Source organism: Nocardia sp. NPDC052566, assembly GCF_044547285.1.
In the GTDB taxonomy this organism is placed as follows: Bacteria; Actinomycetota; Actinomycetes; order Mycobacteriales; family Mycobacteriaceae; genus Nocardia.
The window spans coordinates 873825-889249 of record NZ_JBIUAF010000002.1 but is presented as its reverse complement, the minus strand read 5'-3'; the positions used below and the strand labels follow the sequence as shown (position 1 = coordinate 889249).

Here is a 15425-nt window from a genome sequence, read left to right as displayed (position 1 = left end):
TCGACGTCGCCGCGTTGCGCGTCGACAATCCCACCGTGGCGAAATGACTCGTCAACTGCCCGACCGAACCATCGCCGTGCTCGAGATTCAGCAGTCGCTTCTCGATTCCGTCCCGGCCCGTGCCCGAGTTATAGGCACCGAGTACCTCCGCCCGCAACGGCCCGAGTTCCCGGACGATCGCGTTCAGTTCTTTCGACGCGGTCCGCCAGTGCTCGGCCATCGCGAACATCCGGTCCTCATCGCCGTCCGGCCATTCGGATCCCACGACGTAGGTCAGCCATCGGAGTTCTTCCGGCCAATACAAAGCCATGGCTGCTCGGCTATCCCGCGAGATCCGATTCGTTGCCGTTCTCGATGGCAACGAACCCTTTACCCGCTTTGATCATGCCGTGGCCGAAGCTGCGCACTGTTTTCGATATTTCCGTACCGCCGGTAAGCAGGCTCTGCCGTGAGGTCGTGTAGCCGTTCGTGCCGTTGGCGAAGTCCTCGCCGAACTTGTCGTCCCCCCAGGTCTCCGTGCCGTTGGCCGTGACCCTGCTGGACAGCTTTGCGATGACCACGTCGATGGAGCGCTGGATGCCGACCATCTTGTCGCCGGCCTTCTTCAGCGCGTCCGTATCGAGGATGATGCTGTCGGACACTACCGCCTCCATTTCGTCGACACGACGTCACCAACTGCCGTCTCGCACGATCGAGAACCCGCCCGGGGACCGACTACCGTCGGCGAGCGGAACATCGTCGGATTCATCGTCTTTCACCCGCAGGCTCGCGGGCAGATCCTGCGACGTCGGCGTAAGCACCACTGGCTCACCGGATATACCGCCGGGGAAGAAGTCCGTGGTGATCGGCACCTCGGTATCGCGTTCCAGCAAGGGCCACATCAGGTCTCGGCCCTTGCGGATCACCTCGGTCGCCGCGGTGCGGACCGCGTCGACGACCGCGTCGGCGATCTCGTCGTAGCTCAGGTCGCCGATATCGTCGGCGAAACGGGTCTCGATCAGCACACCATCGGAGTTCACGGTGACCTGGATTCGCTTGTCGCGCACCAGCGCCGTGGCGGTATGCAGTAACCGCTGCCGCTCCAGTTCCGCCATGGCGGCCAGGTCGGGTTGCGCGGTGTCGTCAGTCATCCGATACCTCCGGCCCGTTCAGTGATGCGACCACCGCATGATCACGCGAATCGAAGATGACTCCAAGGCGAACATGTGGTGACGGGCATGAAACTAACACCGGGATACCTGACCGAAATCATCGGCGAGTCACCGAAAAGTCATCGCCACCCAGAGGTTTCAGCGCTCCCGCCGCACCCGCCGCCCGCACCCGCACGAAGCACGGCCGTACGCTGCACTTTCAGGTCTCCCCCGACCTCGGAAATCGGCCACGAACACCAGCTCGCGAACCCCAACAGATCGCCTGCCGCCACTCCAGCGCGGCATTCTTGTTCACAAAACCACGAAATGGACCGGCGAACTTCCAGGCACCAGCGCAGACACCGCCCAACGATGCGCCGCGTTCGCCCACCGGTCCGCTGTCATCGGCGCGTTGCTACACAACGACGACATCGACACCGCCCTCGCCTACCACCGCGCAGTCACAGCCAACCCGTTGCTCGCCCGCAACGAACTATGGAGTATGGGCTCCTTCGCCGCCGACCTCCCCTGCGACTTCACCCTTCCGCCCAAAACCAGCCTGCGAAGGACTGCAACCGAAGTCATCCGCGACATCACCAGCCGCGGAGACGCCTATCTGTACTACCTCATAAGCACCGCTGTCCCGGTCCAGCTCGCCTATGATCGCGACTTCGGAGGTCTACGAGACGGCCTCGACGAAGCAATCACAGCCCGCGTCGCGCAAGGCATCAGCGACCCACGTGTACAAGCAGCAAGCGAAGCATTGATCAAGACCATTCGGTGAGTCGATCGAAGCGAACAGGAGCTGGGCGTGCTGGGCGACGAACGGGTATCCACCGCATACACGAAGAACTCCGAATTCTGGGTCACGATCATCCGCGAAAAACTCGACCCGTATCAAACCCTCCTCACCGACCCCGCCCTGCTCGACATGGTCGGCGACCCCACCGAGCTCGACATCCTCGACGCCGGCTGCGGCGAAGGCTACCTCGCCCGCGAACTCACTCACCGCGGCGCTCGCCATGTCCACGGCGTGGACACCTGCGCGGAATTCATCACCGCAGCCCAACAACACCCAGACCATCAGCCCGACGCAGCTACCTTCTACCACGCCGACGTCGCCGACCTGCCCCTGCCCGACAACAGCATCGATCTCATCATCGCCAACCGGCTACCGAACGGCATCGCTAGCCCCAGCCATCGCTACCTCGAATTCGCACGCGTACTTCGCCCCTCCGGACGCCTGATCCTGCTCGGAATGCACCCCTGTTTCTACGCCGCCCGCGCCGAACGCGACCACAGCGCCGACTTCAGCATCGACTCCTACTTCGACACCCGAACAGTCGAGCAACATTTCAACGTCGCAGGCAAAGTCTCTCCAGTCCCATCAGTTCAGCAGTTCTACTCGCTGGAGACCTACACAGGCATGATCACCACCGCCGGATTCGCCATCACCCAACTCCGCGAACCACACCCAATGCCCGAAGACCGAGAACAAAACCCTTGGTGGACACAGAACTTCGTACGTCCACTGTTCCTATTGCTGGAGTGTGTACCGATCCGATTCTAAACGGCTAATTCCCGGGATCCGAGTGTCACCGGCAGTTTCGTGCGGGACATCCGTAGAAGCGCTCGAAATACAGAAAGCGGCCCCACTCTCCCGGTGCCGTTGAGGTCACCGGTTCGAGTGAGGCCACTCTTCGTGGGGACATGTGCCACCAACTGGAGTCGTAGCCGACGCTGTCGATTCGATTCACGATCAGCGACACCTCGACCGTGACTCACGTCGTCCAACGAAAATCCAGACCGCCCCGCCGATTAAGAAGGCGCGGCCTTGGCGCTTTGCGAAACCAGCGGTCAGAACACTAGGGCCGCTTGATCTTGGCGCCCCGCATCTGCCGCGGATCACCATCGACAACCAGCGCGCCCGACTCGACCAGCGAGACGACCCGCCATTGCAGGACCGCATCGCCGATGGGTGTTTTTGCCATGACTTCGCCGATAGCTCGAGCCATGGGGGTCCACTCCGTTCCCGTGGCCTCGAGCAGAGCTGCGTCGTAATGGTCCGCGGGCGCGGACTCCAGTCCCGATGGCGTGACGACCCGAAACGTGGCATTCTCCCGCTTCAATCGCTGCCACCTGCTCCGCGTGGTCGTTCGTTCGGCATCGGTTATCGGACGAGCGTCGGCAAGCAGCGACCGCATCTTCTCCGGCATAAGAGTGCCCACCTGATCGGATACCTGAATCAGCGAAAAGGGCCTGTCGCCCAACCGATCAGCGACCGCATGGAAGAACGCGACGTCCAACGCGGAGCGGTTGCCGTACCACACCACCAACTGCTCGGCAGCGTCGACTTTCGCCCAAAACTTCGAGTACTCCCGCGGCAATTCGGTTGCCCGACCGAAGGCTTCACCATCGGCATCCGCGACAATACATTCCTTCCACCACTGGATCCGGGTCTCGGGACTGTCTGGCTCAAGCGGGCCACAGCTGAGATCGTCCAGAAACGGTGCAACCGAATCACCGCATGCCGCACCGAGTGCGACACGCAGTGACCCGGCCGCCGAATCAGGGGCCACGAGATGCAAGGTCTCCATGGGCATCAGTGTGCACCATCAAGGTGGCGGGACAAACCCCGATCATTCACCCGGCTCAGCCACTCCAGCATCGCCCGCAGGCAAGCCAAATCAGGTGTCACCTCCTGGTGCAGCAGTCCCCAGCGGCGCAGCCGCCCGCCTGCTATCGACGCCCATCAGAGACTGTGGTTGGCGACCGAGAAGCAAATCACCAACCGCAGTATCACGAACCATTCGAGTATCTTTCACCGTCTCAACCTGCTATCGACGCTCGATATTTCCACAGATCTTGGGGTTGGATTCCATGTTCCTTTAATGCGCAGTGCTGGCACATGGGACCGCTTCCATTCACGTCGTACCAGCCTGGGTAACCAAATGTGCCTCCCTGAGTGCAGAGACCCCCAGTACATTTATCGTATCGCCCCCACCGGCTGAATGTCGGTCCGCAGAGCGGTTTGAGGCTTTCTGGCTTCGGCTCCCCTATTGGCGTCGGATCCCTGGTCAGTCGGGTACGATTGAGCAGGTTCCGGCGATTTAAGAGTCGATCTCGAAGCGATACCACTGTCGGGGATTGCCGTCTTCGTATAACCAGAGGTTTGCGTCGCGCCCGATCCTTCCTTGTGCCCAGCTTGTCGGTGGCCGACCGCCTGGCAGAAGCAGGGCCTCCCCGCCGGTTTCGGCGATTGTTGCATCCTGTCTGTGCGCATAACGAATCTCCCATGTGACCGCGTTGCCGCGTCGGTCCTGGTCCAGGAAAGCGAACGTGGATCCTGACACCGCCAAGCCGCGGCATCGCGTGACTGGATTCGGGGTGATTGATCGGGCTCCGCGCGCGTCGATCTCTACCACCGGGAAGTCGACATAGGGGCATGCACGCACCAGCGACTGACCGACATTCAACGCGTAGCAGTCGCACCAGAAGACCGCGCTGCCGGTGTCATTGAATGCGAACCAGGGATCGCTGTCGGGTGCATCCCAGCGGGCCAGGCCGGGCATCTCACTGGATGACCATGTGCCGTCCGGGTTGGGGAGGCGGTAGGTGGCTTCGTCGATATAGCTGATCCAGATCCTGCCATCGGGGTCGGTCAGCAGTTGGTTGATGCCGTCTCCGGCGTAGAAGGCACCCACAGGGTCTCCGGCACAGTCGAAGACTCGAACGTTGCGGGTCAAATCGTCTTCGTTCGCCGGAATCAGATCTTCTTGTGCTCGATTGGTATCGAAGTGAGAAATCCGCTGGACCCCCAGGATGACGCCCTCGCCGAATGTGTCGATCTTGGAAAACCATTGATCCAGGCCGTGTAACGGAATCTCGTGAACATCGCCCCCATCACAGATGACAACGGTGGCGTCGAACCGCAGTACCGGCAGACTCCACGTCTCTCGGCGCCTCCATGGCAGGGCCGCTGCACCCTCTTGTTGTGTGGGATCGACAAGCAAAGCGAGCAGTCTGCCCTTGTGGTCGATTGTGGAAGCAAGAAGATCGAATCGTGCGTAGCGCTCTGGCAGAGTTGCGTGAAGCGCTAGGTGACGGCTACTGGCCATGGGCCTTTCCTGTTGTCAAGCATGCGATCATGCCACGAGAGAACCACCTCAATCCTCATCAGGGCAACACAGCCGACCGACCATAGTGGTCGTGGCCGCTCTGTTCATCTTGAGGTATTACGGCTTGTCTACCGGCACGCAGCATCGGGCTCCCCCGAGTTCGGCGGCGGTGTCACAATCCAGCGATGACCGCCAGCGCCAAACGCGAAGCCGAACCAACCTGAAACGCCCGGAACCTAATTGGTTCCGGGCGTTTCCTCTAGCAGTGGGTCAGGATTTTGAGCCTGCGCCCGGGGTTCCAACAAGCGCGGAGATCCCCGAGGAGTTCAACGACGAGTTCGCCGAGAATTGGTGGCGACCGCCTAACAGCCCCGGACCGCCACACTTCGGCCTGTGTGATCCGTGGCGGCCATTCGCCCTGCCAAGCTCCCAGCCCTATACGATTCGCACTCCGACCCAGGGCCCCGAACCGATGGCCGTTAGGAGTAGCTACTTCACTCCCTGCTCTGGAGGAAAGCACCATTGGGGTTCGCCGACTGGACCGAATGCCCCGTCCTCCTCTACTGCGATGGCAGTCATCCTGCCGTCCGATGTGACAAGCCAGGCAAGCACCTCCTCGACCGGGGCAGCATCTTCCCCCCACGGCAGCGTCCGGACACGCCAGCCGGCACCGGGTAGGGCAGCGACCACACGGCCCGTCGGCTCGAGATGCGAGAAATCCGGGTAGTCCGTAACCAGGCGCCGGACTCCCTGTTCGGCGTCAACGATCAGAGCAGTCCCAGTGGCTGGGTCCCAGCCATCGACATCCCTTTGGCGAGACATGAGCGTCTCGGATCCCGTGAAGTAGGCCATCCAACCGGTGGCATTGAAGTCGCGAATGCTCATGCCTATCTATTTCTCCTTACCTTGAGCGCCATCGCTGACGCCCTCACCATGTTCCATCGTCGGGTTCGTTCCGGCGCCCGGTTCCGGCCACCAGAGCACTGGATCTTAGCCAAAGCTGGACCTCTTCGATCAACTTCGCGAGCCTCTCAAAATTCGACAGGACATTAATCTAGATAGGATGGGCTGTGACAACTTTTCCGTTCTTGTCTACCACGACCCTGATTGCTGTGCGCTCTTTGTTGGGGTCTTTTGTGTTCCCCGGCCCCTCTCTTCCGATCGGATTACCTAAACCGAAATCGTGTTCGAACTCGCGCCGGTCGTCAGTTCTGTGTCTCTCATAACCTTTTTCTATCGCTTTGGCAATGTTATCTCTGATCGTCTTCTCGGTTCCTTCGAAAATTCCCTTCGTGCGGTCTGTCGGAACGTTGCCGCCCAATTCTGTGTGATCAGCCTTGATGTGGTCCCAGCCTTCGCCCGTGACAGCACTTTTACCGTCGGGCCTTGACGATTTTGCCGGAGCGGCTTTTTCGGGCTTGGCCAACTCCTTGCCGAGGCTGTCCGCAGCCGTCATCATGCCGCGTACGGCGAGCGCGGCCGCCGTCGCGGCCCCAGCAGCCAACACGGCGACCTCTATGAAGGCAAGGACGACTTTTCCGGTGAGGTCGAAGTTGTTGATCGGGTCGCCGTTGCAGTATTCGTAGTTGTTGGCTGATCCGCCGGGGACCGGGTCGGCTTGGAGGAACCGACCGAGGACCGGTAGGTAGGTGCGGGCTCCCATTTCGAGGGCTTGTTGGCTGGCGAGGTGTTCGGTTGGGATGGTGTTTTGGCCGAGCCAGCCGAAGTCCATACCGCCTTCGGCGGTGGCCGGGTTCGGGATGTCGCCGATGGTGCCGGTGACTGGGTCGATGTTCTGGCCGTAGGGGTCGTAGAGGCGGATCGCGCTGGTACGGACCGCTTTGTCGTCGGTGGTGAACAGGATGTCGCCGTGGACGTTCGGGTAGGACCAGTTGGCTGTCGTGTTCTGGGTGTAGTTCTTGGTCAGTACCGCGCCACCAGGTAGCTTCAGCACGCGCTGGCGTAGGGTTCCCGAGCTGTCGAGGATGAAGTCGGGTCCGCCGGAGTCGGAGGTGAATCCGTAGCGGGTTACCTCGGTGGGTTTGCCGGTCTCTTGGGCCGAGCGCCCGATGATGCGGTCGGTGACGTCGCGGGTGTAGGTGACTGATCGTCCGGTGGCGGTGGTGGTGGAGATGTGCCGGAGGGTGGAGTCGTAGCCGAGGGTGTCGGTGCCGATCTTGATCGTGTTGCCGTAGTTGTCGTAGGTGAACGACAGGTTGGTGGCGCCGTTGGTGGAGAGCAGCCGGTCGGCGTCGTCGTAGCAGTAGTTGGTGGCGACTGCGGGGGCGCCGTTGAGGCTGTCGGTGAAGGTGGTGCGGTTGGTGTTCAGCCCTGCCTTCTTGTTTGGTCCGCATCCGTTGTCGGTGGCGTAGGAGTAGGCGAGTTGGTGGAACGGCACGGTGGCCGCGATCAGGCGTCCGACTCCGTCGTAGGTGTAGCTCGAGTTGTAGGTTTTGTCGGGTGTCGTTGTGTCGGTGATCTTTTCGTCGGTGATGCGTTGATCGCGTGAGCGCGTTACCGCGCTGACGACGGTGGAACCGGCTGTCGTCCAGGTGAGGGCGTCCACGGAGCCGGCGTCGTTGTGGCCGATGGCAAGGTTGGAGCTGTTGCCGTAGGCGACGCTGGTCAAGGTCCCGGACTGGTAGGCGGGGGTGGCGATGGTGACCCCGTCGAGGTCCTGCCGAGTGAGGCGGGAGGCGTTGTCCCAGAAGTAGTTCAGGGTTGAGGTGACTCCCTTGATGGTGGTGGCTTCCTTGGTTTTGCGTCCGGCGGCGTCGTATCCCGAGGTGGTGATATTGCCGCTGGCGTCGGTGTAGGAGGTCACCTGACCGCGCAGGTCGATCATGGTAGTGGTCGATCCACTGACGTCGCTGACCTTCAGCTTGCGCGGGTCGCCGCCGACGGCGTAGTCGTAGGTGATGGTGCGGGCCGGTTGGTCCCCCATCGCCGGGAATGACTTTGTGGCCACGCGGCTGCGGGCGTCATAGCGGATGCACGACCACGGCTCGGTGTTGGTACGTAGCGCGACGATACGACCTGCGGCGTCATAGACCGTCTCAAGTACGTTGGCGACTCCGACCGAATTCTTCGATCCGCGAACCGTTTTGACCCTGCCACCCTGATGTACGGCCGCAGAGTTCGCCTCACACGGGTTCGCGCGGGTTTCGCTGTCCCCGTAATAGGTGGAGGTGCCGCGCTTGTCGATGTTAGTGAGGTCACCGGCGGGTAGGGCTGCGGCGAGTTGGCGTAGGAAACCCTGGCCAGGCTTTTCGAACAGTGAGCGGCTGGTCAGATTGAGCCCACCGGGGTCAGCTGACTTGGACACTGCCAGCCCGAACACCGGATCGATCCCGTTGTTCAGATCTGCATAGTTGGTTGCAACTTTCGTCGACGGTGCGCGTTCGGTGTCGCCGCCAGAAGTGTTCTCGCTCACCTTGCTGGTCTCGAGTCCGTAGCGAGGCCGCAGATTTTGCCCCGGCACGGTCACCGCGGTCCCAGTTCCTGGGAGTGTCCAGGTGAAGTCGAGTTCACCGGTGGTGCCGCTGCGGTTGTAATAGTCGGCACGTACGCGGTGCCAGCTGCCTGCGGTGGTGTTGGTGTAGGTGCCGGTGACCGCGGTGGCGGTCTTGTCCGTCCAGCTGTCGACGGTCAGGACGTCATCGATCCACAGTCGGACGCCGTCGACGACGGTGAATCCGAGCTTGTACTCACCGGTTTCGGGGAACTTGATCTCGCCGGTGAACCGGGCGGACCAGCCATTGGTGTTCGCGACCGGCGGGTTTGAACCCCAACTGCGTTTCAGAGTCCCGGCGGTGGTGCCGACGCCGGTGGCCCATTCGGTCGGGACGCCCGAGGTGGACGGGTTGTTGTAGAACGCGGCTTCGAGCCCAACTAGGTTCTCGTCATATGCCTTTCGGGTGTGCGGAGTCTTGCTGGCGCACTCCGGCTTCGGAAGTTGGCCGTCAAAACACGCTTGCGGCGCGGGGCCGTACTGATCGGTGAGCCGGTCTGCGTGGTCGTAGATCAGCGTGGTGCGCCGACCTGTCGAATCGACCATCGCTGTCGGTTTGTCTTTGGCGTTCCATTCCGCGCGGGCGGTCTCTCCCAAAGCGTTGGTGGAGGTGAGTGTGCGTCCGGCGTCGTCCCAGGTGATGGTCTGTTCGATGGAGTAGGGTTGGCCGATTCCACCGTTGTCGATGGTGGTGGTTTTGCCGGGGAGGTTGTAGGCGTAGTTGCGTCGGTCGATGGAGCCGACCCAGCTACCGTCGTCGGCGGGGCCGTTGACGGTGATTGCTCGTCGGCGTGGGGGTTGTCCGTATTCTTCGGTGAACAGTCCGTAGGCGACGGTGGTGTAGACGCTGAGGACGTTGTTGCCTTGGTAGTTCTGGTAGGCGGTCCAGTCGGCGCCGAGGTTGCCGCGGACGATGACCAGGGGTCCGAGGCTTTCCAGGGCGTTGCGGCGTTCCTGCTCGTCGACGACCTCGGGGTCGTCGAGGACTTCTTTGACTTGTTTGTAGTTGTCGTAGCTGAGGTCCTGGATCGCGCCGCCGGGGTTTTCGATCCGGGCCAGGGTGGTCAGCGCGTACCAGAGCAGGGTTTGGGTGCCGTCCCAATAAGTGATGCGGCACAACTGATCTCGTGGCGGCAGGTTCGCACCCTTGGGCAGCGAAGCGCCGCCGTAGCAGCTACCGGTGTTGTCGGTGTTGTAGTGCAGCGTGTGGAAACGCCCCGAGACCGGGTCGATGATCTTCGTCAACCGCGACGGGCTGCCGCTGTATTGGTATTGCAACGAGGCCGGTTTCTTACTATCGGCGACATTCGATACCGCGGCGAGAGTGCCGTCGGGGTTGAACAGCGACACCACCCCGTTCTGGGTCACCGACAGCCGGCCATCGGCATCGAAAGCCACCACGCCGTCGCGGCCGGACGGCGGGACGTAGCCGCCGTTCGCCGATTGCGCCCACGTGTATTTGGCGCCGACACCGTCGGTGAGCACGACCGAGCCGTCGCGCAGTTCAGCGCGGGTGTAGGGGCTGGCGGGCATCGCCATGGTCCAGCCGGGTGGCAGGGGTGCCGGGTCGGCGGAGTAGAGCCATTCCGGTTGCACGATTTTGGTGCCGGGCCCGGCGCCCTCGACCCACAGCGACATCGTCGCCGGGTCGGTCGAGTGGTGATACAGCTCGACCTTGATCGGGACTCGCTGGCCCGAGGTCAACGCTATCGGTTTGCGGGTCGCGGTGGGCGGCAGGGTGCCGAACGGTACGGTGCTGGCTTGCGGGTTGTCATAGACCAGGTTCTGGTTCAGCCAGACCTTCGCGCCGTCGGTGTGAGGGCCACCGAAGGTGTAGTTACCGGCGGCGGGAGCTTGGAAGTAGCCTTCCCAGCGCACGACATACCAGTTGTCTTTCAATCCGGCCGGCAGCAGCAGAGGCTCGACCGGGAAGCCCTGGGTAAGCCAATTGTTCAGGGCCACTTGGGGTTCCGAGCGCACGAGCACAGGTGTGGTATCGGGGACACCGTTGTGGGCGGGGTCGTTGAAATAGGAGGCCCGCACCCCGTGAGCGATCCCGGCCGCGCGTGAGTTGTAGGCGAACGTCACTCCGGCGGGGCCGCCCATCGCTTCGAAGATCGGACCCGCCGCGTTGTAGCGGAGGTTGCCGTTGAACAGGTTGACCGTCACCGGCCCCAACGTGTCGGTCGGAGTCGGCCCCGGATCACCGAGACGCTCATTGACCGTGAAATGACCCAGCCACTTGGCCGGGATCACCTTCTCCACACCCGGCACCGCGAGCTCGACGGTCCAGGTGTAGCGGGTGCCGTCCTGCAACACATGGCGCGGGACAGTCCATTTCGGTTCCGACACACAACCCGACTGCGCGACACTACCCGTGCGGCCATCGAAACCGGTCGAGACCTTGAAGCAATACTTCGTCCCCTCCGGAACCGCACCCACCGGGGCGACCTGCAACATCGGCATCTCGGTCGCCACGATCGCATCATCAGCCGGGGAAACCAGCTTCATCTCCACCGCAGGCACCGCACCGGAGTACTCCACGATCAGGTTGACCTGGAGATCCTTGTAGGTCTCGGAGCCGGATTCATCACCGGTGAGCATGAACCACGCCTGGTTATCCCCTGCCGCGACCCGGGCGGCGAAGAACGCGGTTAACTCCGCCGACTGCACCGTCCCCGTGCCCGAGACCGACGCCGCGGCGAGCTTGTCACCGAGGGCACCGAATCCCAACGGGGAGTTCGCTTTCCACACCGTCACCGGCGAACTGCTCGGGAACGGTGCGCTGGTGCTCTCCTTGAGTTCCAGTCGAGCGCCGGTGATCGTGCGACCGGACAGCGAGCTCAAGTCGAACCGTAGCGCCGAGCGCCACAGCTCCTTCTCGCCGAAGATCGGCTTCTTCACCCCGGTTTTGATGCCGCAGGTGTCGGTGCACGGCGCCCCGCCCTGCTTGTAGGCGATGGTTTGCGCTTGACCACCGAACCCGTAGGAGAAGGTCGGATCGACCACGATCGGGAACGTGCGCGCAGGATCTTTCAACCACCCGGCATCGACACCGACGGTCAACAGCCACGAGCCACCATCACGGGCGAGGGTGTAGGTACCGCCGGTACGGGCTGTCGAGGCGCCATTGTCGTTGGCGCCCGCAGCATCCCATGCCTGGATCGGCGGGAGCACCGCTACGATCTTGCCGTCGACATCGGCGAGTTCGACGGTGTCCCCGTTGACTTTCGGGGTCAGCTGGCCGGTGTCGAGCCGGAACACCCACCGTCCCTCACCGACAGCCGCAGAGGTCTTGACCGACAGCGATTCCTTGACCGCACCGTCTTTCACCTCATAGGTGAGATCCACGCCAGGTAGCGCATCCCGGTAGGAGGCAATCGAATCCACGACCTGCCGTTGCGACCGATCAGCACCCACAAGACCCATCGTGACCTTGGTGCCATCGTGAGCGATACGCACCAGATCCAGGTCCGCAGCCGATTTCGAGAACTCCACCTCGCCGCGAGCTTCAGCGGCCACGGTCGAACCCGGCTTCTCCACCAGACGCGTATCGCGATCGACCCAACCACCCTGGCCATCAGCGACACTCACCGGCACCTGAGACAGGACTACCGAGCCGGTACCGTCGCCATTGGAGAATTCGACAGACTTCTCCTGCCGAACAGCCTCACGCGGAGCCGAGTCAGCAGAACGCGCCAACGGGGCGAAATCAGCATCGGGAGTAGGAGATCCCGTTTCCTGACCACCGGAAGACGAGCCACCCTCCGAAGCCAGCAAAGGCAAATCCCGCGCCTGCATCGGCTCCGGCGCAGTCGGCGGCGACGCGATCGCGTGTGTCAACGTCGCAACCATCACCAGCGAAATCGCGACCACGCACAATCGTATGGACCGACTGATCAGACTGCTCCGCCGAAAGACGCTATGAAGCAGCAGATTTCGCAGTCGGACAGCGCCAGGCGCACGCAGCCCCGGCGGCTTTTTGCAGGGCTCGGGGCCCGGCTTGGATAGGTCGGGGTCCTCTGTGGAGACATCCCGACCACTACTGCCACTCAATGGCATGAGAGATCGTTCCCTTCGGATCATTTGCGCAGGCCCGAGGGGGTGACGGAATCTTGCTGTGTCAGTATCGAAACGCGACCGGTCAACACATCTTCCGAGGCATTACCGAGCACATCACCGACGACACAACTAAGGCCTGGATCCGTGCGGATCCAGGCCTTCAAGTACTAGCTGGCTCAAAACTATTGCCTACGTGTGCATTCCCCAAAATTAGGGTGTGGACACAGCTTCGGCACTGGCAAAAGTATCACCTAAGCCGTGACAAACTGTCAATACCCCTAGCCTCCAGCTGGACGAACTGGGCCCGGGGGCCACGAGATCGGAATCTGCGTGCGCTCCGTCGACACGAGGCCGTGCTTCACGATCGCTGAAGCTCAACGCCTCGCCTCGTGCTAGGTGGGAAGTCCACGGCTGCCCGGCATCGATCCCGTGATCCCGGGCGTGCCCGGCGGTCAACGACCACATGCCCCTGCACTGACGATTGCTGCGGCGAGAGCCACGCGGGAACCGGTGTCGAAACTCCTGCCCGATGAAGGAGTGAGTCGTTACCCCCGATTCGTGTCCTCCGATGCGAATCGACCCCTCACAGGCAGGAGTCGTTGATGGACCGAATCGAACAACATATCGCCATCGCACCCGAAACATCCTCTCCGCAGTGACGGTTCGACATCGTCCTCCGCGAATCCACCAACCGCATCGGCCGACGCACCGTTCTCCACCCGTATCGAACACGAATTGCGATCCTCGCCATTCCGCCCGCGCAGTCGGTGATCGACGGCATCCAACGCACCGTTCCGCCGTTGCGGGGCGGTTACTGGGCCCAGGACGCGACCAACAGCGGCTAGTGCCGCCCGCCCGGCCCTGCAATCAGGGCGGCCGTTCCAACACGTCATGGACGGAGCAGGAGTCCTCTGACCAGCTGTTTCCTTGACGACTCCGCACATAGCGAGCGTCCATGGACCGGTATCAGGATTCCGAATCGGCTGATTCCCAAGGAAGTTGGAGGCACTCGTGAACGAAAACGTGAGTTGCTGGCTGAGCACCGAGGAGGTGGCCAGCCGGTTGAAGATCCCGCCGAAGACGCTCGCCAACTGGGCGTCACTCGGGAAAGGGCCTCGCTTCGCTCGAATCGGGCGCTTTCGCCGATACCTGCTGAGCGATCTGGTCGCCTGGGAACAGTCGATGCTGGCGCAGGGAGGCGGATCCCGAATCGGTCTCGACGATGATGAGGCGGCGTGAACGGGGTGGCAGATGGCTAACGACCTGTTGCCTCTGTGCACACCCGGAACAGTCAACTGCACGCAGCAGGCCAATGGGCGCTGGCGGGCGCGTTGCAGGTTCCGCAGATACAACGGCGAGACGATTCAGCTGGAGGCGCGCGGCGGGACCGAGAAGGAGGCCGGTCGCAGGCTCAATGAACGCATCCGCGACGAGCAGAAAGGGGTGGGCGGGCGGGGGAAGGATGTCGAGATCACCAGGAATACAAAGCTTTCCGCATTGGCTGATCTGTGGCTGGCTGAGCTGGAATCCCAGGTCGGGACTGTAGGGGGAACGGTTCAGCAGACTGTCGACAAGTACCGGCGAGAGATTAAACAAGCGTCCGGCAAGAGGGCGAAGTCCGGCACCATCAAGATCGACACGCACTTGGGGAAGCTGCGCGTGTTCGAGGCGACGACGAGCCGTCTGGACGCACATCTGAAGATGGTTGCGGACACCGGTAAGCGCCGGAAGGCTCAACTGCACAAGTTGATCCTGAACGGCATGATGGGGCTGGCCGCTCGACATGATGCGGTACCGACGAACCCCGTCAAGGACGTGGCGGCGATCCGCCGCCGGAGGTCCAAGCCACGAGCACTCTCGATCGACGAACTCGCCGACCTGCGCGAGCAGATGGCCGCCTGGCTCAGGGGTGAGGCCATACCCGGAACTCCGGAGAAGGGAATCGGCTGCCACACATACAAATCCGGGCCGCCGCGTTCGAGAGCGGTCGTGGACGCGTTCGATATTCTCCTCGGCACCGGCGCCCGCCCCGGCGAAGGACTCGCGCTACGCCGATGCGACGTCGATCTCAGCGAGGACCCGGTGCGAGTTGTCATCTCCGGCACCCTCATTCGCACGGACTCGGGAGGCCTGAACCGGCAGGGCTGGACCAAGACCGACGACGGCTATCGGGCGTTGCGCGTCCCCAAGTTCACCGCTGCGGCCCTCGAACGCCGTTGCGCCGGTATGAAACCGGACAGTGAGGAGTTGATCTTCCGGACACGCAAGGGCACCCCGTGGGAACCGAACAACCTCCGGCGCACCTGGCGCGTGGTTCGAGGTGCGAAGTACGCGTGGGTCCAGCTGTACAACTGCCGGGACACCGCCTTGACGTTGGTCGCCGAGGAGGCCGGGGCAGAACAGGCGAGTAAGCAGGGCGGCCATCGCCACCTGTCCACGACCGAGCGGCACTACATCGACAGGCCGAATGAAGCGCCGGATTCGTCAGCGTTGCTGGAGCGTCTGGGCGGTAATGGACACCGCGCAGCCGAAACCGGGGGCAAAGCGGGGGCGAATGGTGAACGCGAAAACACCCAGGCCGCCACAACAACGGCCTGACCTGGG

At 62.5% G+C, this 15425-nt stretch carries 10 protein-coding genes; 4 read left to right on the top strand and 6 right to left on the bottom strand.

Annotated features, from left to right (window positions below; all coding sequences use genetic code 11):
• Positions 1–320: 320 nt before the first annotated feature.
• Both ACIG5A_RS11070 and ACIG5A_RS11065 read right to left on the bottom strand, forming a co-directional pair.
• A complete protein-coding gene (locus ACIG5A_RS11070) occupies positions 321–641 on the bottom strand; it encodes a hypothetical protein (RefSeq protein WP_397240004.1) in 321 nt (106 codons plus the stop codon).
• 27 nt (positions 642–668) lie between these two features.
• Entirely contained in the window at positions 669–1130 is a 462-nt protein-coding gene (locus ACIG5A_RS11065; RefSeq protein ID WP_397240003.1) for a YbaB/EbfC family DNA-binding protein, read from the bottom strand.
• 412 nt (positions 1131–1542) lie between these two features.
• On the opposite strand from ACIG5A_RS11065, the gene ACIG5A_RS11060 reads away from it, so the two are divergent.
• Together ACIG5A_RS11060 and ACIG5A_RS11055 are read left to right on the top strand one after the other, a co-directional pair.
• Entirely contained in the window at positions 1543–1914 is a 372-nt protein-coding gene (locus tag ACIG5A_RS11060) for a hypothetical protein (protein ID WP_397240002.1), read from the top strand.
• A gap of 27 nt (positions 1915–1941) precedes the next feature.
• A complete protein-coding gene (locus ACIG5A_RS11055) occupies positions 1942–2700 on the top strand; it encodes a class I SAM-dependent methyltransferase (protein WP_397240001.1) in 759 nt (252 codons plus the stop codon).
• A 295-nt stretch (positions 2701–2995) separates the two neighbouring features.
• Here ACIG5A_RS11055 and ACIG5A_RS11050 read toward each other — a convergent pair whose 3' ends face one another.
• The 4 genes from ACIG5A_RS11050 to ACIG5A_RS11035 all read right to left on the bottom strand — a co-directional run bounded on the left by ACIG5A_RS11050 (position 2996) and on the right by ACIG5A_RS11035 (position 12635).
• Positions 2996–3727, bottom strand: coding sequence for a DUF3658 domain-containing protein (locus ACIG5A_RS11050; protein ID WP_397240000.1), 732 nt, complete (start codon positions 3725–3727; stop codon positions 2996–2998).
• A gap of 513 nt (positions 3728–4240) precedes the next feature.
• Positions 4241–5248, bottom strand: coding sequence for a hypothetical protein (locus ACIG5A_RS11045; protein WP_397239999.1), 1008 nt, complete (start codon positions 5246–5248; stop codon positions 4241–4243).
• A 489-nt stretch (positions 5249–5737) separates the two neighbouring features.
• Entirely contained in the window at positions 5738–6133 is a 396-nt protein-coding gene (locus tag ACIG5A_RS11040; RefSeq protein ID WP_397239998.1) for a hypothetical protein, read from the bottom strand.
• A gap of 169 nt (positions 6134–6302) precedes the next feature.
• Entirely contained in the window at positions 6303–12635 is a 6333-nt protein-coding gene (locus ACIG5A_RS11035; protein WP_397239997.1) for a PA14 domain-containing protein, read from the bottom strand.
• Between the two features lie 1197 nt (positions 12636–13832).
• Here ACIG5A_RS11035 and ACIG5A_RS11030 point away from each other — a divergent pair.
• The gene (locus tag ACIG5A_RS11030; RefSeq protein WP_397239996.1) at positions 13833–14060 is read left to right on the top strand and encodes a helix-turn-helix domain-containing protein; all 228 of its coding nucleotides are present in this window, start codon (positions 13833–13835) and stop codon (positions 14058–14060) included.
• A 12-nt stretch (positions 14061–14072) separates the two neighbouring features.
• Positions 14073–15419 carry a tyrosine-type recombinase/integrase gene (locus ACIG5A_RS11025; RefSeq protein WP_397239995.1) on the top strand — a complete coding sequence of 449 codons (1347 nt, stop codon included), beginning with the start codon at positions 14073–14075 and terminating at the stop codon, positions 15417–15419.
• The last annotated feature ends 6 nt before the right edge of the window (positions 15420–15425 follow it).

What these genes read in the sequence shown, in the direction of transcription:
- ACIG5A_RS11065 (WP_397240003.1), bottom strand. Translation starts at nt 1,130, where the DNA reads ATGACTGACGACACCGCGCAACCCGACCTGGCCGCCATGGCGGAACTG.
- ACIG5A_RS11040 (WP_397239998.1), bottom strand. Translation starts at nt 6,133, where the DNA reads ATGAGCATTCGCGACTTCAATGCCACCGGTTGGATGGCCTACTTCACG.
- ACIG5A_RS11050 (WP_397240000.1), bottom strand. Translation starts at nt 3,727, where the DNA reads ATGGAGACCTTGCATCTCGTGGCCCCTGATTCGGCGGCCGGGTCACTG.
- ACIG5A_RS11045 (WP_397239999.1), bottom strand. Translation starts at nt 5,248, where the DNA reads ATGGCCAGTAGCCGTCACCTAGCGCTTCACGCAACTCTGCCAGAGCGC.
- ACIG5A_RS11025 (WP_397239995.1), top strand. Translation starts at nt 14,073, where the DNA reads ATGGCTAACGACCTGTTGCCTCTGTGCACACCCGGAACAGTCAACTGC.